Below are 19,612 nucleotides of genomic sequence, written 5' to 3' on the forward strand. Positions count from 1 at the left end.
TTGGCTGCCATACTGAGATATGGCAGCTATTTGGATGAATACGATGAACAATAACGTCTCAAAGAACATATTTAACCTAATAATCATTTTATTTTCAGTAGTGATTTATCTATTGATTCCATATCAAACTTCTGACTTACAAGTTTCTTATGTCTCCTCTAGAGCATTCCCCACACTACTTTGCCAAGCGTTGTTTGTTGTGGCTGTAACGAGTGGACTCTACGATTTTTTCACTTCAAAAAGTGGATGCGAATTAAGAGCAGAGCTTATTTCGGGTCAGGCCATAGCAGTGTATAGTATTATGTTATTGTCCGTGATAGCTATGTTTTATATAGGGTTCAATATCGCAATTACTATTGGCTCTGTTTTGATACTCGCGACGCTTAGATTGAAAAAAGTATATGCCTATGTACTCATTCCTATCATTGTCTATTTTATCTCTTATATTTTCACAACCTTCCTATATATCGAATTGCCAACGGGAGTGCTTTAGATGAATTATGCAGAGCTTTTAAACAGTTTTTATATGCTGCTTAACTGGGATACGTTTTTATTTATAAATGTAGGCCTGCTTGTCGGCATCATTTTCGGTTCATTACCGGGTCTAACGACGGTAATGGGGGTCACTCTAGCACTACCATTTACCTTTAATATGGCTCCAACGACAGGGATAGGGATGCTACTGGGTGTGTACTGTGGTGGGGTATATGGAGGCTCAATCACGGCAATTTTAATTCGAACACCTGGGACACCCGCTTCTGCCGCGACGTTAAATGATGGCTTTGAGTTAACGAAAAAAGGTCTCGCATTAAAGGCGATGCAAATGGCGCTTTATGCGTCGGTGATTAGTGGGATTATTAGCGCATTAATGCTGCTATTTATTGCACCCCAATTAGCAAAAGTTGCGCTCAAATTTGGGTCAGCAGAGTACTTCGCTTTAGCCGTGTTTGGATTGTCTGTCGTCATTGCAGTAAACAGTAATATTTTGAAAGGTATTGCGGCAGCATGTATCGGAATGCTGATTAAAACCGTCGGTTTGGACCCGATAGATGGATTAGATCGGTTTACGTTTGATCTATTAGATTTGAGTGGCGGTATCGAGCTTGTACCGGCCTTAATCGGGTTGTTTGCTGTCTCTGAAATATTGCGGCGCATAGATGACTTGCGTAAAACAGGAAAGCTCAGCGTCCCTGCTACAACAGGAGGTTCGTTGACGATGGCTGAATTTCTGCCATCATTGAAAACAATTGTTAAGTCTTCTTTCATCGGTACTTTTATCGGTGCAGTACCCGGTACTGGAGCCGTAACTTCTTCGTTCTTGGCTTACAACGAAGCGAGAAGAAGTTCTAAAAATCCGGAACAATTTGGTAAAGGCAGTTTAGAAGGTATTGCAGCATCTGAAGCGGGCAACAATGGTATTACTGGCGCGACACTTATCCCAATGCTAACGCTTGGTATACCTGGGGACATCATTGCGGCCATTTTATTAGGGGCGTTAATGGTACATGGCCTTATTCCCGGTCCTAAGCTATTTGAAAATCATGCTACAGAAGTATATGGAATGATATTTAGCTTGTTTATCATTAATATCTTGATGATCTTTCATGCGCTTGCTTATATCAAAATATATAAGAACGTGATGAAGATAAATCCATATTTGTTTACCTCTATTTTGTTTATCTTCTGTGTATCGGGATGCTACGCGGTCAATAATAGCTTGTTCGATGTACAAGTTATGATGGTATTTGGAATGATCGGATTCTTTCTTCCAAAGTTTGACTATCCATTAACCCCTTTGCTTATGGGCATCGTATTAGGCCCGATTGCCGAGTCATCATTCCGACAAGCGCTAACCATTTCAAAAGGCAGCTATGTTATCTTTGTTAGCCACCCTTTGAGTGCGGTAATTTTGGCAGCAAGCACATTGATATTGCTATTCTCGGCCTACAAACAATTGACGACAAAAAGTCAAAAACAGTCAGAACCTGAAGACACGCATCAAGCCACATTGTAAGACTGTCCAGTAGTTATGTTCATATTTTGAGCTGAACATAATCTACTGGGTCAACGAATGCCATTAAGCGTAGCATTGATAATAAAAAACGGTTGGTCACGTTGCTAAATTATTATATATCTCTCTGCATACTTTTCGATGTGTTTTTGCCTTTGTTCTTATACAATCTAAACAGGGACTTAAATTTTATTTGGTTGGGTTTGTACTATGCGTTTTGGTTTATGTATCGTTTTACTTTTTTCAACCTCTGTATTTGCTTCTTATTCAGAGCAAGAATGGGGTATTGCTGGGGTGATGCGTTCCGCGACAATTCCTTTTGCTAATGAGTCTGGCGATGATTACGTTAACTCTTTTGTGCCGATGCTTTTTTTTCAAGGTGAGACTTTTTATCTGGATGGGTTAGAGGGGGGTGCGAAGCTGTACACACACCCAGAACTGGATTACAACCTCTTTGCTATATTGCGTACTCGTTTTGTTGATATACCGCGTTCTTTACAAAATGAAGCTGGTGGAGATAGCGCGGATCTTGGCCTTAAATTCCAACGCCCATTTAATAAGCATTGGGACTTCGAAGCTGAGTTAATGAGTGATGAAGATATTTACCTACATTCTAATTTTGTTTTATCAGGTGACTATGAATTCGGTAACTGGCAGTTGGAACCCAAGCTCACTCTTAGGTTAAAAAGCCAAGAATTCAATTCGAAATACTATGCCTTTAAGCAAGAAACCGGAGAATCAACTGATGGAGGAATAGACGCGACGGCCGCAGTTAGGGCTAAATATCATGTTACTTCTAATTTCTACTTATTGGGAAGTATCGGTGCTACGTATCTGGATAACAATGCTTATAGGGCCGAGATAGTTGAAGAACGGTGGCAAGGCGAAGCTTATGCAGGTATTGCCTTTTTTAATGATAAAAGCACACCGTCACGAGAGTCACTCTCAATATCGCCTTACTTGAGAGTGGCACACGGTTGGGCAACGACGTCTAATATGGGTGATATTCTTTTTCGTTTGGAGAGCGAAAAAGACGAAAATGACGGAACACTCAGTTCAATTTTTTATGGCTATCCCCTCACTGATGAACTGTTTGGATATGATTTCGATATCTATCTTACACCCGGCTTGATTCACCACTGGACGTCGGACGCTCAAGGGGCAAGCACAGAATATGTCGTGGCGGTTAAAGCGTACTATACGTTGAATTGGCCAACCAAATGGCGAATTGGTCTGGCTGAAGGTCTTTCATATATTGATAAAATCACCTATATGGAAGGAAAAAGTATGGCTGATAAGGGGTATGAACCTAGCCAACTTCTTAATTATTTGGATGTCTCATATGACGTTAATCTCGGAGACTTATTTAACAAACGAGACTGGAACAATATATGGTTGGGTTACTCTCTGCATCATCGTTCTGCCATCTTTGAGTCGTCTTCTCAGTTTGGTCGAATAAAGGGCGGAAGCAACTACAATACCATTTATCTGCAAGTCGATTTGTAATCAAAACGTCTCTAAATATTCTGTTGTTACTATCGAAAGATCGCAGCATAGTCCCTCAAAGTGGGTTCAAATATTTTGAAATAGAGTATCAATATATTGCGTTATTAAACCCAAAATAACAGAGATATACTGATCCTATTGATGATAGCAAGCACGCCGATGTTTACTTGTCATAGCCAACAAAATATGGATAGGTAGTAATATGATTACGATAAGACCATCGCAAGATAGAGGCAAAGCGAATCACGGCTGGATAGAGAGTAAACATACCTTTTCTTTTGCTGATTATTATGACCCGGAACATATGGGGTTTTCAGCTTTACGAGTGATTAATGACGACGTGCTGAAGCCAAATGCAGGTTTTGATACCCATGGTCACCGGGATATGGAAATCATCACGTTTGTGCTTAGAGGCGCCATTCAACATAAAGACAGCGAAGGCAATATTGAGCAACTTTCTGCGGGAGAATACCAGTTAATGTCGGCGGGTAGTGGCATATACCATAGTGAATTTAACGCGTCGCAAAGTGATGAACTGCGTCTATTGCAGATCTGGATACAACCCAATTCATTCGGTAACAACCCCGGGTACCAACAACGATCTTTTGGTACAGATGTAGGATTAACGACGATTGCATCTCCAACTGGGCAAGGTACCGCATTTAACATCAAACAAGATACTACGTTGCATCAATTAGTGCTTGATTCAAATACAGAATTGAACCTCACCATTGGTTCTGGCCGAAAGGTTTATGTGCACCATATATCTGGGGAGTTAACCATGGATGAGCAGACGTTGAGTGAGGGCGATGGTGTAAAAATTGAGTCGGTCGATAATATATTATTTGTTAACAAAGGCCATACTCAGGTGATAGCGCTTGTTTTTGATTTGCCTTAATTTGTTTATAGAACGGATTAAACTACAGAAAGTAAGAGGATAAAAATATGGGTTTGCTCGTAGATGGTGTTTGGCACGACCAATGGTATGAAACCAAACAGAACAGCGGCAAGTTTAAGCGAGAAGAGGCCCAATTACGCAACTGGGTGACAGAAGATGGTGCAGCCGGTCCGACAGGAGAAGGTGGCTTTAAAGCAGAATCTGGCCGATATCACTTGTATGTTTCATTGGCGTGTCCTTGGGCGCATCGTACTCTCATTTTTAGAGCAATAAAAGGCTTAGAATCGCACATAACTGTCTCGGTGGTCAGCCCGGATATGCTTAATAGTGGCTGGAGTTTCGACCGAGATAACCATAGCTCTGGTGATGCTCTTTTTCAATCAGACCACTTGTTTCAAATCTATACGCGCAACCAGCCTAACTATACTGGACGGGTGACAGTGCCCGTTTTGTGGGACAAACAATCCAATCGTATTGTGAGTAATGAATCGTCTGAGATAATTAGAATGCTTAACGCTGCCTTTAATGGTTTGACAGGTAATCAACTTGATTTTTACCCGTTGGCGCAACGAAAGCAGATCGATGAGATGAATGATATTGTCTACCACGCAATCAATAATGGTGTTTATAAAGCTGGATTTGCAACCAGCCCCACCGCCTATAAAGAAGCCTACACCGTACTTTTTGAGACGCTAGATAACATCGAAGAACTTCTCGGTCAGCAGCGTTACTTAGCGGGCAATAACTTGACTGAGGCAGATTGGCGACTCTTTACCACTCTGATTCGTTTTGACCCAGTCTATTTTGGGCATTTTAAGTGTAACCGACAACAAATAGAACAGTTTCCAAACCTTGCTGAGTACGTAAGAGATCTCTATCAGTTTCAAGGTGTTGCGGATACAGTGGATTTCTTTCATATTAAGCGTCACTACTATTTTAGCCATACAATGATCAATCCAACACAAATCGTTCCTGAAGGGCCAGAGATTAACTATATGTCTGCTCATTCACGTCATCGTCGATTCGCCTAACTAAGATCACATTACTTATCTAAATGGAGATGAGCTGAACATTTTAAATCGGTTAGGTTCAAACTTATTACGCAAATATCTTCTACACGAAACCTTTCTATATTTTTCTGGGTCAGATTAATGACTGCCAGTAGACACAGGAATGGTTGCAACAACAGAATCACCGCAGGAAACCATCACGTTTCTCATTGCCGGTAACGGCGTCTCTAATGTGTATTCTATTTTGGTCGCTGTTATGACTTGTATGGATGCACCATTGGTCGCGTTTAGTGTGGTTAACTTTAGACGCAAGCTTGGTGGATTGGCTCTGTCTATTGGCCCTTTCTGCCATACCACTTGATACGCGGGTGAGGGTAGGTCAACCTGCCCACTTACCGTGAGAACATAGGTGTTATCGCTTCCAGTTAAAGGCGTGATGCTGGCCTGCCAATCTCTTGTGTCGTAGATGGCGCATTGTTCGCTGTTCTGGGCTTGACCGTTATCTGAAATCGGCATATCGGATGGTTTGTCGTTACTCATGCCTTGACAGCCAGTAAGCGCGATTATCGCTGTAGCAATAGAGATACTTTTCATTGTCTTCCTTTAAATAGATGCTTGAATTCGGGCTCGGTACCCTTATCTATTAACTCTAATACTTTCTCTTGGGGAAGGCGAATTCATTTTTTGTCTTATTTTGTTATGGTATAACCATGAAAGTGAAGGAAAGACCTAACGTCAATATGTAGATATGAAGGGTTTGGATTACTGGAAATGGAACTTTAAGATGGAGAATCAAAACAGATGAGTTTATTTGAATTATCGAGTTCAGTCGTGGATGTTGACTGGCTAAAAATACACCTGAACCACCCGGAGCTAACCGTAATAGATGCAAGCTGGTTTATGCCGGGCATAGAAAGGGATGGACGGTCAGAATGGCAGTCAGAGCGAATACCGGGTGCACTGTTTTTTGATTTTGATACCTTGATATGCGATCTAGGTTCAGATTTGCCACACATGATGCCGTCGGCAGACTATTTTTCTGAACAAGTTGGGTTGTTAGGTATTGCGAATGACACAAAAATTGTGGTCTACGATAGTCATGGTTTGTTTTCTTCGCCACGAGTATGGTGGATGTTTAAGGCCATGGGCCACAATGATGTTGCGGTTCTAAATGGTGGGTTGCCAGCTTGGAAAGCCGCCAGTGCACCATTAGACAATAGTGAGCCCATTGCATTGCCAAGCTGTCGCTATCAAGCGCAGCTATGTTCAGAGTGGCAGATCAATATCGAGACACTGAATACAAAGACGCACCTCCCAGAGATGGCAATAATCGACGCTCGACCAGCAGAGCGTTTCCATGGTCAACAAGTAGAACCGAGGGAAAATGTTAGAAGCGGACATATTCCCAGTTCAATAAATTTACCGTTCCCTCGTTTGGTTGAGAATGGTTATCTAAAGCCAGTTAGCGAATTGAAAATGATGTTCGCCGACGTCTGTGACGATTCTCAGTCTCTTATTTTCACCTGTGGTTCTGGTGTCACCGCTTGCGTTTTAGCGCTTGCTGCAACGCAGTGTAATAAGCAAAAACTGTCGGTGTATGACGGCTCATGGACGGAGTGGGGTTCAAGGCACGACTTCTCTATTGAATAATCCTATTTGTAACTTAGTGAGTATGTAGAGTGGAAACAACGTTAATAAATCCTCCAGAAGACACGCAATCAGCTATTTTTCAGCAACTGATTCAGTCGCGTCGTTCGGTGAGAAAATATGATCAAACTGCTGCGTTTGATCATCAAGCGGTGAGTCGTTCCCTCGACTTGGCCATATTGTCGCCAAATAGTTCTAATATGCAGCTCTGGCAATTTCATCGAATCATTGGTGAACAGACTCGAAGTGAGTTGGCCGATATCTGTATGGGGCAGAAAGCGGCAAAAACCGCTAACGAACTGGTTGCTTTCGTCGTCACTCCCGATAAGTGGCGACCTCGGGTTCAAATGAATGCCGCAAATGTGCGTAAGGCCTTCGAAGGCCGCGAAGATGCGGTTTCGAAAAGAGCCTTGCAATACTACGAAAAGCTTATTCCTATATTATATAGAAACGACAGATTTGGCTTGTTTGGGCTATTCAGAAAGTGGTGGAGTGCATATTTAGGTATGAAAAAACCGTCAGTGAGAGAGGTTGGAAAGTCCGATCTTCGAGTCAGTCTACATAAAAGTAGTTCGCTTGCCGCAATGACATTTATGACCGCTATGCGGGCAGAAGGATACGATACGTGCCCAATGGAAGGTTTTGATTCAAAACGAGCCAAAGTGTTGTTAGATTTAGAAAAAAACGCGGAAATTACTATGATAATAAGCTGTGGTTCGCGTACTGAAGATGGTATTTACAGCGAACGTCAAAGGGTCAGTCGTAATGAGGTTGTATTCACTCATTGATAGGCAATCCAACGGACAGATATAGAGGTAGCAACGAGGCTCTTTTGTTAAAAAATCCCCACTTTCGTGGGGATGGTGGAATAGAGTGTATTGACGCCTGTCATTCCTGAGTGGAAATCACTCTTTATCCTTCAAATAAATGTAGATACTCCTCGTATCCCTCTGTCCCCATCTTCTCTACTGGGACAAATCGCATTGAAGCCGAGTTCATACAGTATCTAAGCCCGGTTGGGGCTGGCCCATCCTTGAATACATGGCCTAGGTGTGAATCACCAAACTTACTTCTTACTTCTGTTCTTGGATAAATCAGTTTGTAGTCCGTCGTTGTGACAACGTAACTACCAGCAAGCGGTCTGGTAAAACTTGGCCAGCCAGTTCCCGATTTGTATTTATCGGTTGAAGAGAAAAGAGGTTCACCCGTAACAATATCTACGTAAATCCCTTCTTTTTTGTTATCCCAGTAAGGGTTGTTGAATGGGCGTTCAGTCGCATCTTCTTGGGTTACATCATACTGTAATGAAGTAAGGTTTTTGCGGATCTCTTCATCCGAGGGCTTACGATATTTTTTTAGGCTTACAGTTTGTTTTTTGCCATCAATTATTTGGCGTAACGTAACCTGGTTCTCGTTTCTGTCTTCGCCAAACAGCTTGTCTAAGTATTGATCTCGACCCGATGCATAGCGGTAGTAGTTATAGCGAACCTTGCTCTTTTTATAGTAATCCTGATGGTAATCTTCCGCCGGAAAGAACTCGGTATATTCTATTAATTCAGTGGCAATTGGATCTGGATATATTCCAGCATCATCCACCTCTTTAATGAACTGCATCGCGATCGCTTTTTGCTCTGGCGTGTGATAAAAAATAGCCGGACGATATTGCGGACCACGGTCGACAAATGACCCTTTGTCATCTGTTGGATCCATATGTCTAAAAAGGTGATCGAGTATCTGTTCGTAGCTTAGGCTATCTGCGTCATAGGTAACCTGAATAACTTCAATGTGCCCAGACTTACCTGAAGAGACTTGTTTGTAGGTTGGGTTATCTAGCTCACCACCGGCATAACCAGAAACGACGTCTGTTACGCCATCGAGTTTCTCGAAATCAGATTCTGTACACCAAAAACAACCACCAGCAAGTGTGGCAACTTGACTGTTCATAGCGGTTGGTTTGTTGCTCTCTGCGTTAGCAGAGCTTTCTGGCATGATGATCAGTACGAGTGCTGGCAATATCACCGCGAAAGAGAGCAACCACTTGGATAATCGCTTCATGTCTTTCCCTTTTGTTGTTTGTAAAGTTATGTAGGGATATAGAAAGGGGAAAGACCGAATTACTTTCAAAAAAAGGCATTTTAAATTTTGGAATCTTTGATTTTCTTGAAAAAGAGAGGCGAGTCGCCTAAGGAGAGTTGTGAATAAAGAAGAAATTATACCGTTCTTATTGCGGAAACGATCAAAATGAACTCGACTTTGCAAGCCGTTCAAGACATTTCTGCCTATTGCGGTTTGCGCCATCGAGCTTATTTTATTTGATTGCTACTTGTGACAACCATTAATTAATTGTCCCGTTTTGCGAATCAATTATGTGTTAAAGCTTGCTGTATTCAATCGCGATTTGAGCGCCTAAACGAGCGTTGTTTAATACGAGGTGAATATTTGAATCTAGGCTGTTGCCACCGGTTAGTTCGCAAACGCGAGCCAACAAGAATGGTGTTGATTCCTTACCTGAGATACCTTGCGCTTCCGCTTCCGCCAATGCTGTATTGACAGCGTTAGTAATGGTGTCTGTTGGCATGGCAAATTCAACAGGAATTGGGTTGGCTATCACAACGCCCCCGTTTAAATTCATTTCCCATTTTGCTTTGAGTGCCAATGCAATTTGATCTGCAGTATCTAGGCGATAATCGATGCTGTGCTCACTTTCACGCGTGTAAAACGCCGGAAGGCTGTCAGTTTGGTAACCAATTACTGGTACACCTTGAGTTTCAAGGTATTCGCGCGTAAGTCCAAGATCAAGAATCGATTTAGCACCCGCACAGATAACCGCAACATCTGTATTTGCAAGCTCTTGCAGATCAGCAGAGATGTCCATGGTTTGTTGTGCACCACGGTGAACACCACCAATACCACCCGTAGCGAAGACTTTAATACCCGCCATTGATGCCAGAATCATTGTAGCTGCAACGGTCGTTGCGCCATCTTGTTTGCTTGCGACTACAAAAGGTATATCACGACGGCTTACTTTGGTTACGGCTGAACCAGCTTTGCCTAGGTGTGTGATCTGTTCTTCTGAAAGTCCAACCTTTAAGCGACCATTGATGATAGCGATAGTGGCAGGGACAGCACCTTGTTCACGGATGGTGTTCTCAACCAACAGAGCCGTTTCTACATTCCTTGGAAATGGCATACCATGTGAGATGATTGTTGATTCTAGGGCAACAACAGGTTGGTTGTTGGCTAATGCTTGTGCCACTTCTGGTTGGATATCAAGGTATTTCTCTAACATGTGATGGTTTCCTCTATTAAGCGTCGAACCGCTTTTTCAGACATAGTTGAATTAATCGTGTTTTCAGCAACTAGCGCTAATCGTGCTGCGCCAAGTGCAAATTCGACAGTGTTACTCCACTGCCATTGATTCAGGTACCCGTGAGTAAGGCCAGCCATTAACGCATCGCCTGCTCCGGTTACATTGTTAACCTGTGTTTTTGATGGAGGGATAAATGTTGCTCCCTCGCTACAGCTGGAATAAGCTCCTTTGCTTCCAAGGCTTATCAGTATTTGCTCAACCCCTTTGTTGTGTAGGGTCCCAGCAATTTTTTCTAGGTCGCTCTGTTGTGTAAACGTGATGCCAGACAGTAATTCCGCTTCCATTAAGTTTGGTTTTAACATGTGAATTTTATCTAAGAATGGCAGTAGCTTGGGCGCTTTGACTGACGAAACAGGGTCGACAAAAATGTCGATGTCACTATGAACATGAAAGAGGTATTCAAGAGCACTGTGGCTTAAGTTAGCATCGAGAACAATCGCGCTAGAGCGAGCAATGGCCCCTTCACGTTGAGCGAGTTGCTCGGCATTAAGTCGGTCGATCAATTTCATGTCGTTAAGTGCTAATTGCATCTCGCCGTCATGGTCGTGTATCGACAAATAACTGCTAGATGTTGCGCCTGTCACTGTTAAACAGTGCTCGACACTAACGCCAGCTTCACGGCAGGCAGATTTAAGCTGCTCACCCCAATTATCGTCACCCATGGCACCAATAAACTGTACGGAACTGCCTAAACGACTAAGATTGTCAGCAATATTTCTTGCTACGCCTCCAGCACCACTTGTGAGCTGGCCAGGATTAGAATCACCTTGAATTAAAGCGGCAGAGGAGCGTCCGCAAAGGTCCATATTGGCACCACCAATGACCATAGCGTATTGGTTGGGTGCAATGATGTACCCTTTGCCTTGAATGAACCCTTTTTTTGTGAGGTTCATGATATGGCCAGCAACGGCGCTGCGGCTTAACCCTAGCTTATCCGCTAGAACTTGTTGTGCGATCATTGGTTCTGTTCGCAAGATACTTAATATCTGTTGTTCTCTTTCAGTCATAAACATATGTCCGTCAACCAAACTTAAGTTTGCATGATAGGCCGGCGTTCTGCAAAATGATAGTCAGAAAGGTAACCGTTTGCTCTGGATCACAATTTAAATCACATATAAGCGTCAGATTACACAGTACATTCTAATAAATAGTCGACAAATGTTCGTGTTTTGATAGGAATGAACTTGCTCTTATACAACACATGTATTGGATTAGAGGTTGGTGATTCGTCATCAAGAATCTGAATAAGCGATTGGTCGGTTATCTCAGAAGTAAGTGAAATCTTCGGCTGGAGCATTATCCCAAGGCCTTGTAAAGCAGCTATTTTCAGCGCATAACCATTGTTTGAGGATAAACGGATATTGGTTTTATCAAAGGCATGTGTGCCTAATCGACTCGCCTGATGAGATTGAATATCCCCATAGTGGAAGCCCAAGCAATGATGACTCACTAGATCCTTGACCTTGCTTGGTATGCCGTAGGTGGATAAATATTTTGGGGAGGCGCTAAATATCATCTCATACTGGCCTAATGGGCGAGCAATCAACGTTGAATCGGTAAGATGGCCAATGCGAATGATGATGTCAACTTGATCAAGAATAGGGTCGATACGAAGATTATCCAAGGTGAGCTCTATGTTAATCTCTGGGTATAGCTTAAGAAAATCGGCGACAATAGGGGCCAAAACAATACTTCCATACGTGACAGGCGCATTAATTCTTACCGTCCCTTTTGGTCTGTTTTCAACGGTGAGTATTTTATTTTCTACGTTGGTGATTTCTTCTAATATTCGTTTGCAGTCGCTGTAATAAAGTTGACCAGATTCAGTTAATGACTGTTTTCTCGTGGTTCGAGTGATGAGTTGAGTTCCAAGCTGTTTCTCAAGTTGTTTTATATGTTTACCAATCATGGTAGCGGTTATCGAAAAATGAACCGCAGCGCTGGAAAATGTGCCATGTTCAACCACGTAAACGAAAACTTGCATACTTTTTAGCTTGTCCATTTGATATGCCCTATTAGTAACTCATGGTTTATAAAGAATAAACAATATGATCGTTTATAAATTATGGGGAGTCAATTACATTAATGAATACAATGAACCCAAGTTATTAGAGAGATTGAAGTGGATAAAGGTCTATTTATTACAGCAGAAATTCGCATCAAAGAAGATGTAAATTATGACCATGCGTTACTGGCGATCAAAGCGTTTTGTGTAAGTATGAACAGTGAAGAAGGCTGTACCATGGCAATACCGATGAAGAGTAAAACAGACGCACGACAGTTTATATTTTGGGAGCGTTATGAAGATGAAGCCGCCTATGAAAAGCATTTTCGCGCCGAGCATACGCAGAAGTTTATTAAACAAGGATTCACTGACCTTGTTAGCGCCTATCAAACTTACCAACTCTAAAGAGAAACAATATGGATAAGAAACTGAAATGGGGTATTTTAGGAACAAGCTTTATTTCCGGTGTCATGGCCGATGCCATCAAAGAAGAAGGAACAACCGAGATATGTGCTGTTGCTGGTCGTTCGCTCGAACCACTGCAAGCGTTTGCAAAACAGCATCAGGTTGAGAAGGTTTACCAAGACTTCGATGCGTTGATTAACGATAAAGAGGTTGATGTCGTTTATGTTGCCTTACCAAATCATCTTCATCATGAGTACATTATTAAAGCAGCGCAAGCTGGCAAAGCTATCTTGAGTGAAAAGTCACTTTCTGTTGATATGGAGAAGACCGATTTAGCGCTGCGAGCGGTCGAAAAGCACAACGTTTTTTTTGCGGAAGGTTTGATGTATCTCAACCATCCGCTTATTGCTCAGATCATGGAGGAACTTGCTAACGGAAGTATTGGCGAAGTAAAGTCGATTAATGCGCAGTATGTGGCCTCTATTGCTGAGTTTGTTAATCCAGATAGTAAAGGCGCGCTTTATAATCTAGGTTGTTATCCTGTGTCTCTTATGCATCTTGTACTAAAAAGCTGTTTTGGTGAGCAAGTGTTTGGTCAATACAATTTGGCTGCATTTGGTAAAATGGGTACCGATGGGAATATATGTGATACCGCCGCAACGTTTCAATTTAAAAATGGTGTTGTTGCGCAGTTACATACGGCAGAAGACCATGGTTTGTTTCCACAATTCACGATTCTTGGAAGCAAAGGAAGCCTCACGATTTCGTCGAACCCTTGGTTACCGGAAGCGATAGGGAATCATTTTGTGGTTACTGAGTATGAGCAAGATGGAAGAGTGGTCAATGTAGATGCGAGAGGGAATGGCTTCTTGTATCAAGTACGAAATATAAGACAAGCGGTAGAGCAGGGTGATCTCACGTTGAAAGGAACCAGCGCGCGGCCGGAAGACTCCCGAACAATCATGCGACTCCTAACCGATTGGGAAGCCGCTATAGGTTTATGAACAACTGAGTCGTGGATAAGCGGTTAAACGAGGGCTTTTGCAGAATAAACAGATGTATTTATAGTTATGGGATGCCTTGTTGCTCATGGGATCGTTAGAACAGATGACATCCCCACAATAGTGGGGACAACTGAACTTGGGGGGGCGGATTTAATCGCCTAATACGAAGGTATTCCCGCTAATCAAGCCGATAAAGCCGTGTCTTCTACCTTTTCAGCTTGTGTGCTGAGGGGATTAAGGTATGCATCTAAAGCGTTAACTTCTGCTTGTGTGTACTTGAGTCCGAGTTTGCTTCTGCGCCAAAGAATATCTTCGACACTGACGGCCCACTCCTCAGCGACCAAATAATCGACTTCCGCTTGATACAAACCGTGTCCAAAGTGCATACCAAGTTCTTCTACGCTACTTATCTGTTTAAGGATAGAAACGGAAAGAGTGCCATAAGCCCTAACAAAGCGCCGCGCAATGTTGGCATCCAACCATGGATACTGCTTTAAAAGCGTGCTTTGCAAGCTATCTCGGCTGATAAAATCGCCACCTGGTAATGTCGCGGTTTTAGTCCATGGCTCATTCATCTCAGGAAAGAAAGGTGCAAGCTGGTCGACGGCGGCTTGACCAAGCTTTCTGTAGGTGGTGAGTTTACCACCAAATATGGAAAGTAAAGGCGCATCTTGTTGTTGGTCATCGAGCTCAATGGTGTAATCTCTCGTTACCGCTTGCGCATCGGATGACTCATCTTCACAAAGAGGACGGACACCTGACCAGGTTGAGATGACATCGTCTGGAGAGACGGGTTTAACAAAGTGCTGATTAACGATATCACATAGGTAGCTTATTTCGTCATCATCTATCGTCACTTTTGAAGGGTCGCCTGTGTATTCCACGTCAGTGGTACCAATAACTGAATAATCATCGAGATAGGGCAGTACAAATACAATTCGGTTATCTTCGTTCTGCAAAATGAAGGCATGATTTTCTTCATACATCTTGGGCACAATGACATGGCTGCCTTTCACCAATCGAATCCCACGAGGCGAAGTCATTTTTAGCTGTGAGTCAAAAAATTTATCGACCCATGGTCCGGCAGCATTGACTAACGCTTTCGATTTAAACTCGGTTGTTTTTCCTGTCAATGTATCTTCTATCGTGACCGTCCAACCTTCTTTGCTGCGCGTTGCGTCAATACATTTTGAGCGTGTGTGTATCTTTGCCCCTTTCTCTTGCGCTAATTTGGCGTTAATAACCACTAATCGAGCGTCGTCTACGGCACAGTCGGAATACTCGAAGCCTTTTTTCATTTGTGGCAATAAAGGCCCGTTGGAAGCAAATTTTAGTCCGTGGCTTGCGGGTAAAGAGACGCGCTTGCCGATGTTATCGTAAAGAAACAGACCGATACGAATCATCCAAGCTGGGCGTAGGTGTGGGCGATGCGGTAATTGAAAACGTAAAGGCGCTACCAGATGAGGGGCGTTATTCAACAATACTTCGCGCTCTGCTAGTGCCTCACTGACTAAACGAAACTCGTAATGCTCAAGATAACGAAGCCCACCATGTATCAGTTTACTACTTGCGGAGGAGGTGGCAGATGCGAGATCGTTCATCTCAAATAACGCGACGTCTAACCCGCGACCCGCCGCATCACTGGCGACAGCGACACCATTAATGCCTCCACCGATGACAATTAAATCATGAACGTTTTCTACTTTTTCCATTATACCGACTCTTTTATGTTCGTTCGAGCATTGATGTCTATATAAAAGCACATAACCGACAAAAAATCGAATTAAACCGTATAAAAAGTTGTTAATTATTTTTTACAAAATTGACAGGTCAGTGCTCAAAATAATCAATTATCGCCATTATAGCCTGTATTATCGTCGGTTTCTGTTGCTGGAATGTTGCGATTTCTTTTTTGCTCGTACGAGCGAAAAGAGAGTGACCGTTTCTTGGTGATCAAAAGACGGAATGAAATGCGGTGGTAATATCTTCAATTAGAACATGGTGATACAATACGTTGATTGTTGGTACAGAAGAGCCACTGGTATAGAAACCCTTCAGGCTGCATTATATTTCCTTTATTGAATGCTCCATGTGTTCCCCCACACCACTTAGAAGATTCACCTAATATGATTTTAGGGTTTATTGCTAGCTTTCTGGCCGCCTTTTTCCAAGCGACTAACTATATTCTTACTCAACGTTGCCAACAAAATTTTAATATTGATGGGGTGAGACTACTGATCGCGGTACATGTCACGATTGGGGTGTTTGCCGCATATCCCGTGTTATTTATGGGTTATTGGCGCTTAATTGAACCCTCTCTAACCTTAGATATACTGCTTATTAATCTCCCTTACCTTTTTGCTCAGTATATGCTTATAAAAGCCATAAAACTTAGTGATGCTTCGGTAGTATCACCGCTGCTGGCAATCAAAATTCCGGTGTTGGCAATGATATCTATCGTGATGTTTAATGCCGAGTTTACCTTAATGCAATGGCTATCCATTTTATTTATCCTGCTTATCGCATGGCAGTTTTCAGCGCTGTCAGGAAAAATAGCGATGAAGCCGCTTTTACTGGTTTTGGCGGCAAGTGTCGGTTATAGCTTTGCTGATATGGCCATTGCGCAGTTTTCAAAAGAGATTATTCAGTCAAACCCATTTGAGCAGTCGGTAGTGACTATTTCGATTAACTATTTTATCTGTGGATTGGGGAGTCTATTTTTAATGCCTGTAAAAGGCGTGACGTTTAAAATGGCTTATCAAGTGAAATGGGTTGCGATAGCATGGTTAATTGCCGTGGTTTTCTTGTTGATTGGGTTCAATATGAGCGGTGTAGTGACAGGAAATGTTATCCAATCTTTACGAGGTGTGATTGGTGTTCTGCTTGCGTTTTTCTTTTTTAGGCATCAGATCAACCAGTCTAAAGTACTCTGGCAGAAAAAATTATTCGGTGCCGCGATGATGTTTGTCGCTGTTGGCACCTTTTATCTTTAGTATGTTATATATTAGCAAAGTTTGCTTAGCCAAACATTTTGTCGAAAGGTAAGTAGATGAGGTTGCCAACGACAAGAATTAATTGACTGATAAAGGTGAGCACCATACCTTTTTTTCTGTTGCCAAAGTTTTCGTTAAGAATCCCTGTTCCATGAAGTATTCGGCCCAGTAATAGTGCTACTCCGCACAAGTGCAACAGATAAATATTGCCACCATTTAACTCTAAAAGAATCATTAAAACTAATGTTATAGGTATGGTTTCTGATGCATTTCCGTGTGCCGAGCGAGCTATCTGAAGCTCTTTTACTCCTCCGTCTGCATACGCTATTTTTCCGGATTGGCGTTGTTTAATCACCTTAACGGTTAACCAAATTATTAACAGCATAAGTAAGGATGCATATAGCGCAGTAATCATTGTTCATTCCATTATCTAAATCTTCAATAGAACTCTAGAGTAAAGGAGTTTGATTCTTATTTCTCGTTTTTTTCAATGCGCTAGACCATGGCCTTTCTGTGTATGTGGTTAGCATCTGCCGTTTTTACTATTGCCAAAAGTGTTTTTGGACCTCTTTTACTGCCTGCAATTTATCTAGTCCAATGTCGGCCAGTTGGTGCTTGGAGAGCTCGTTTAGAGTCTGTCGGCTACGAGCATTGTGGTGCCATTTCTTTATCAAGATGAAGAAATTCTTAAGCGAAACTTGCGTACTAAGACGATTGTAATTGAGTGATGAATTTGTGTGAATAGTCATAAATACTCCTTGAACATAGTGGACTTCATGGTCAATACTCATTCAATGTGCTCGTTCTGACAAACGATAGAAATTGACATTGAGTTAAGGAGAACTTAAGTGAAAGATAAATTGCCTCCCCTACAAGGCTTATTTTATTTTTATGTAGCTGCAGAAAAAGGCAGTTTTAAATTAGCCGCTGAGCAGTTGTTTGTTAGTGCAGCGGCGATCAGTCAACAAATACGTCAGTTAGAAGAATGGTTAGATTGCGAGTTATTTGTGCGTCAACACAGAAAAGTTCTGTTGACGGCCGAAGGCGAGACGCTTTTTCAGTCAGCAAAAAAAGGATTTGCTCATCTGCAAGATGGCGTCAGAAACCTAAGCCAAGATCCAGAGCCCAGTCGGTTGTCTATTTCTACTCATCCGACTTTTGCCCAACATTGGTTGATTCCACGTATTAATCATTTTCGATCTCTCTACCCTCAGTTGTCGTTATTGGTGGACCCAAAAAATGAGCTAGTCAACTTTCAAGACGGCTTAGTGGATATCTGTATTCGTTATGGTCACGGCCAATACACTAATGTTGAATCTGTTTGGTTGATGGATGAAATCCTATATCCTGTTTGTCACCCTAGCTATCAACAGCGGCATCAACTATTCGATGTATCTAATCTATCTAAAGTAGACCTAATTGAAGACGTATGGCCGGATATGAATTGGTCAATATGGTTTGAAACGATGCAGCTTTCTACGGGACACGCTTCCATTGAATATGATGGTTCGCAATTTGTCATGGAAGGGGCGTTGTCAGCGCAAGGCGTAGCCTTAGTTAAACATAGTTTGGCGAATAGATATTTACGTGAGGGGAACTTGGTGCGTATCGGCGATAAAGCGGTAAAATCTCGATACAGTTATTATCTTTGTGCACCTAAGGGGTACTTTCGTCGTGAAAAAATTCGCTCATTTGTTGACTGGATTCAACAACAGGTGCAAGAGTTTAGACAAAACGACGCAGAAGGTATCAATCTTCTTGATCTGCCACCGGAAAAGGATGGCGTGATTGACCTCAAAAGACCCTAGCCTTATCTAACTTGAGATAAGGCTGCGTATACAATTATTACCTAATTGAGCTACAGAAACTAACATCCGATTCATTGGTTTCTGGGTTGAAGCTATGGTAAAGCTCAAAGCATGGGCCGTCACCCATCTCTATCCCTAGATCAACGATCTGGCCGATGTGTTCGTTCCACGCCGGTCCGTATTGGGACATGTCAGTGATCTGTTTTCGCATCGTGGCATATGTGCCCCCGACAAATGGTTGTTTCTCTACCGCTCCCGCTACTTTGACATTCTTTGGGACCAATAAGCCAATATCCGTTCGGCACTTTTCCGCCGGCGTTATTTCGGGGTTGTCGTGGTAGATGAAGATACAAGTAGCATTTGCGACGCCTTCGGAGCTTGCCCAACCATACAGGGCGTCGAGTGCGGGTTTGTAGTTCTCACCGTAAGGTCCAGTGACTCGAACGTAGGCTAAGGTTCCTTGGTCAAATTGTTGTTTAATCATGTTTATTCTCCTCTGTGTCGTGTGAGAAGAATTATAGGAAGTGTTTTCGACTAAGTCGTTTCCGTTTTTGCTGTGTGTGTTTCCTATCTTGCTCTTTCGAAGAACCTGAGAAAAAATGGCGAGATTAGTACATTCGCGAACGTCACTGGGGGAAAGATCAAAATGTTTGCGAAATGCTTTCGCGAAGTTTTGGGAACTGGAAAACCCTTGCTCTAAGGCGACGTCAATAATAGGGGGTTTGTTATAGAAGAGATCGTGTGCTGCTTTTTGTAATCGAAGACGACGTAGAAATTCATTTAATGTTTCCCCAGTAACACTTTTGAAAACTCGGTGGAAGTGATAGGGGGAAAGTGCGGCTAATTTAGCCACCTCTTCTAAGTTGAGCGGCACATTGTAATTTTGTTCTAAAAAACGAATAACGGGCTTCAGTTTAGTTTGGTAATTCGTTCTCATTTGGGTCTCTTTATAACA

The 19,612-nt window shown here is 42.4% G+C and carries 20 protein-coding genes; 11 read left to right on the forward strand and 9 right to left on the reverse strand.

Annotated elements, in window-relative coordinates; genetic code table 11:
- Nucleotides 1–43: 43 nt before the first annotated feature.
- The 5 genes from AACW90_RS09095 (at nucleotide 44) to AACW90_RS09115 (ending at nucleotide 5,446) form a co-directional block, all read left to right on the forward strand.
- Nucleotides 44–493, forward strand: coding sequence for a hypothetical protein (locus AACW90_RS09095; RefSeq protein ID WP_390233392.1), 450 nt, complete (start codon nucleotides 44–46; stop codon nucleotides 491–493).
- Nucleotides 494–2,014, forward strand: coding sequence for a tripartite tricarboxylate transporter permease (locus AACW90_RS09100; protein WP_390233394.1), 1,521 nt, complete (start codon nucleotides 494–496; stop codon nucleotides 2,012–2,014).
- A 207-nt stretch (nucleotides 2,015–2,221) separates the two neighbouring features.
- Nucleotides 2,222–3,517 (forward strand): MipA/OmpV family protein, encoded by a 1,296-nt coding sequence (locus tag AACW90_RS09105; RefSeq protein ID WP_390233396.1) that lies wholly within the window; start codon nucleotides 2,222–2,224, stop codon nucleotides 3,515–3,517.
- Between the two features lie 202 nt (nucleotides 3,518–3,719).
- Nucleotides 3,720–4,415 (forward strand): pirin family protein, encoded by a 696-nt coding sequence (locus tag AACW90_RS09110; RefSeq protein WP_390233397.1) that lies wholly within the window; start codon nucleotides 3,720–3,722, stop codon nucleotides 4,413–4,415.
- A gap of 47 nt (nucleotides 4,416–4,462) precedes the next feature.
- The gene (locus AACW90_RS09115) at nucleotides 4,463–5,446 is read left to right on the forward strand and encodes a glutathione S-transferase family protein (RefSeq protein ID WP_390233399.1); all 984 of its coding nucleotides are present in this window, start codon (nucleotides 4,463–4,465) and stop codon (nucleotides 5,444–5,446) included.
- A gap of 117 nt (nucleotides 5,447–5,563) precedes the next feature.
- On the opposite strand, the gene AACW90_RS09120 is transcribed toward AACW90_RS09115, so the two are convergent.
- Nucleotides 5,564–6,019, reverse strand: a complete 456-nt coding sequence (locus AACW90_RS09120; RefSeq protein WP_390233401.1) for a hypothetical protein — start codon at nucleotides 6,017–6,019, stop codon at nucleotides 5,564–5,566.
- 207 nt (nucleotides 6,020–6,226) lie between these two features.
- On the opposite strand from AACW90_RS09120, the gene sseA reads away from it, so the two are divergent.
- Both sseA and AACW90_RS09130 read left to right on the forward strand, forming a co-directional pair.
- The gene (gene sseA, locus AACW90_RS09125; protein WP_390233404.1) at nucleotides 6,227–7,075 is read left to right on the forward strand and encodes a 3-mercaptopyruvate sulfurtransferase; all 849 of its coding nucleotides are present in this window, start codon (nucleotides 6,227–6,229) and stop codon (nucleotides 7,073–7,075) included.
- Between the two features lie 29 nt (nucleotides 7,076–7,104).
- Nucleotides 7,105–7,860, forward strand: coding sequence for a nitroreductase family protein (locus AACW90_RS09130; protein ID WP_390233406.1), 756 nt, complete (start codon nucleotides 7,105–7,107; stop codon nucleotides 7,858–7,860).
- 124 nt (nucleotides 7,861–7,984) lie between these two features.
- On the opposite strand, the gene msrB is transcribed toward AACW90_RS09130, so the two are convergent.
- The 4 genes from msrB to AACW90_RS09150 all read right to left on the reverse strand — a co-directional run bounded on the left by msrB (nucleotide 7,985) and on the right by AACW90_RS09150 (nucleotide 12,444).
- Entirely contained in the window at nucleotides 7,985–9,127 is a 1,143-nt protein-coding gene (msrB, locus tag AACW90_RS09135; RefSeq protein ID WP_390233408.1) for a peptide-methionine (R)-S-oxide reductase MsrB, read from the reverse strand.
- A 316-nt stretch (nucleotides 9,128–9,443) separates the two neighbouring features.
- Nucleotides 9,444–10,361: a pseudouridine-5'-phosphate glycosidase gene (locus tag AACW90_RS09140; RefSeq protein ID WP_390233410.1), complete on the reverse strand. Its 918-nt coding sequence runs from the start codon at nucleotides 10,359–10,361 to the stop codon at nucleotides 9,444–9,446.
- Nucleotides 10,355–11,449, reverse strand: coding sequence for a PfkB family carbohydrate kinase (locus AACW90_RS09145; protein WP_390233412.1), 1,095 nt, complete (start codon nucleotides 11,447–11,449; stop codon nucleotides 10,355–10,357). Before AACW90_RS09145 ends, AACW90_RS09140 begins: the two co-directional genes overlap by 7 nt.
- 119 nt (nucleotides 11,450–11,568) lie before the next feature.
- The gene (locus AACW90_RS09150) at nucleotides 11,569–12,444 is read right to left on the reverse strand and encodes a LysR substrate-binding domain-containing protein (protein WP_390233413.1); all 876 of its coding nucleotides are present in this window, start codon (nucleotides 12,442–12,444) and stop codon (nucleotides 11,569–11,571) included.
- 120 nt (nucleotides 12,445–12,564) lie between these two features.
- On the opposite strand from AACW90_RS09150, the gene AACW90_RS09155 reads away from it, so the two are divergent.
- Both AACW90_RS09155 and AACW90_RS09160 read left to right on the forward strand, forming a co-directional pair.
- Nucleotides 12,565–12,852 carry a putative quinol monooxygenase gene (locus tag AACW90_RS09155; RefSeq protein WP_390233415.1) on the forward strand — a complete coding sequence of 96 codons (288 nt, stop codon included), beginning with the start codon at nucleotides 12,565–12,567 and terminating at the stop codon, nucleotides 12,850–12,852.
- Nucleotides 12,853–12,875: 23 nt separating this feature from the next.
- Nucleotides 12,876–13,856: a Gfo/Idh/MocA family protein gene (locus AACW90_RS09160; protein ID WP_390233549.1), complete on the forward strand. Its 981-nt coding sequence runs from the start codon at nucleotides 12,876–12,878 to the stop codon at nucleotides 13,854–13,856.
- 182 nt (nucleotides 13,857–14,038) lie between these two features.
- Here the strand turns inward: AACW90_RS09160 and glpD are convergent, their stop codons facing one another.
- A complete protein-coding gene (gene glpD / locus AACW90_RS09165) occupies nucleotides 14,039–15,568 on the reverse strand; it encodes a glycerol-3-phosphate dehydrogenase (protein ID WP_390233417.1) in 1,530 nt (509 codons plus the stop codon).
- Between the two features lie 414 nt (nucleotides 15,569–15,982).
- Here glpD and AACW90_RS09170 point away from each other — a divergent pair, with 414 nt between their 5' ends.
- Nucleotides 15,983–16,849, forward strand: a complete 867-nt coding sequence (locus AACW90_RS09170) for an EamA family transporter (RefSeq protein ID WP_390233419.1) — start codon at nucleotides 15,983–15,985, stop codon at nucleotides 16,847–16,849.
- Between the two features lie 25 nt (nucleotides 16,850–16,874).
- On the opposite strand, the gene AACW90_RS09175 is transcribed toward AACW90_RS09170, so the two are convergent.
- Together AACW90_RS09175 and AACW90_RS09180 are read right to left on the reverse strand one after the other, a co-directional pair.
- Complete coding sequence (locus AACW90_RS09175; RefSeq protein ID WP_390233420.1) at nucleotides 16,875–17,264, reverse strand: MAPEG family protein; 390 nt, start codon at nucleotides 17,262–17,264, stop codon at nucleotides 16,875–16,877.
- Between the two features lie 127 nt (nucleotides 17,265–17,391).
- Nucleotides 17,392–17,598 (reverse strand): DUF1127 domain-containing protein, encoded by a 207-nt coding sequence (locus AACW90_RS09180; protein ID WP_390233422.1) that lies wholly within the window; start codon nucleotides 17,596–17,598, stop codon nucleotides 17,392–17,394.
- 99 nt (nucleotides 17,599–17,697) lie between these two features.
- On the opposite strand from AACW90_RS09180, the gene AACW90_RS09185 reads away from it, so the two are divergent.
- Nucleotides 17,698–18,657, forward strand: coding sequence for a LysR substrate-binding domain-containing protein (locus AACW90_RS09185; RefSeq protein WP_390233424.1), 960 nt, complete (start codon nucleotides 17,698–17,700; stop codon nucleotides 18,655–18,657).
- Between the two features lie 37 nt (nucleotides 18,658–18,694).
- On the opposite strand, the gene AACW90_RS09190 is transcribed toward AACW90_RS09185, so the two are convergent.
- Nucleotides 18,695–19,594: an AraC family transcriptional regulator gene (locus AACW90_RS09190; RefSeq protein WP_390233427.1), complete on the reverse strand. Its 900-nt coding sequence runs from the start codon at nucleotides 19,592–19,594 to the stop codon at nucleotides 18,695–18,697.
- Between the last annotated feature and the right edge of the window lie 18 nt (nucleotides 19,595–19,612).

The sequence above is a fragment of the Vibrio frigidus genome, assembly GCF_042465995.1.
Classification (GTDB): domain Bacteria; phylum Pseudomonadota; class Gammaproteobacteria; order Enterobacterales; family Vibrionaceae; genus Vibrio.

Bases quoted from the DNA above. Each gene is read 5' to 3' on its own strand.
- glpD (WP_390233417.1), bottom strand. From the start codon at position 15,568: ATGGAAAAAGTAGAAAACGTTCATGATTTAATTGTCATCGGTGGAGGC.
- AACW90_RS09110 (WP_390233397.1), top strand. From the start codon at position 3,720: ATGATTACGATAAGACCATCGCAAGATAGAGGCAAAGCGAATCACGGC.
- AACW90_RS09100 (WP_390233394.1), top strand. From the start codon at position 494: ATGAATTATGCAGAGCTTTTAAACAGTTTTTATATGCTGCTTAACTGG.
- AACW90_RS09190 (WP_390233427.1), bottom strand. From the start codon at position 19,594: ATGAGAACGAATTACCAAACTAAACTGAAGCCCGTTATTCGTTTTTTA.
- AACW90_RS09180 (WP_390233422.1), bottom strand. From the start codon at position 17,598: ATGACTATTCACACAAATTCATCACTCAATTACAATCGTCTTAGTACG.
- AACW90_RS09150 (WP_390233413.1), bottom strand. From the start codon at position 12,444: ATGGACAAGCTAAAAAGTATGCAAGTTTTCGTTTACGTGGTTGAACAT.
- AACW90_RS09140 (WP_390233410.1), bottom strand. From the start codon at position 10,361: ATGTTAGAGAAATACCTTGATATCCAACCAGAAGTGGCACAAGCATTA.
- sseA (WP_390233404.1), top strand. From the start codon at position 6,227: ATGAGTTTATTTGAATTATCGAGTTCAGTCGTGGATGTTGACTGGCTA.
- AACW90_RS09095 (WP_390233392.1), top strand. From the start codon at position 44: ATGAACAATAACGTCTCAAAGAACATATTTAACCTAATAATCATTTTA.
- AACW90_RS09105 (WP_390233396.1), top strand. From the start codon at position 2,222: ATGCGTTTTGGTTTATGTATCGTTTTACTTTTTTCAACCTCTGTATTT.
- AACW90_RS09115 (WP_390233399.1), top strand. From the start codon at position 4,463: ATGGGTTTGCTCGTAGATGGTGTTTGGCACGACCAATGGTATGAAACC.
- AACW90_RS09175 (WP_390233420.1), bottom strand. From the start codon at position 17,264: ATGATTACTGCGCTATATGCATCCTTACTTATGCTGTTAATAATTTGG.
- AACW90_RS09120 (WP_390233401.1), bottom strand. From the start codon at position 6,019: ATGAAAAGTATCTCTATTGCTACAGCGATAATCGCGCTTACTGGCTGT.
- AACW90_RS09170 (WP_390233419.1), top strand. From the start codon at position 15,983: ATGATTTTAGGGTTTATTGCTAGCTTTCTGGCCGCCTTTTTCCAAGCG.
- AACW90_RS09145 (WP_390233412.1), bottom strand. From the start codon at position 11,449: ATGACTGAAAGAGAACAACAGATATTAAGTATCTTGCGAACAGAACCA.
- msrB (WP_390233408.1), bottom strand. From the start codon at position 9,127: ATGAAGCGATTATCCAAGTGGTTGCTCTCTTTCGCGGTGATATTGCCA.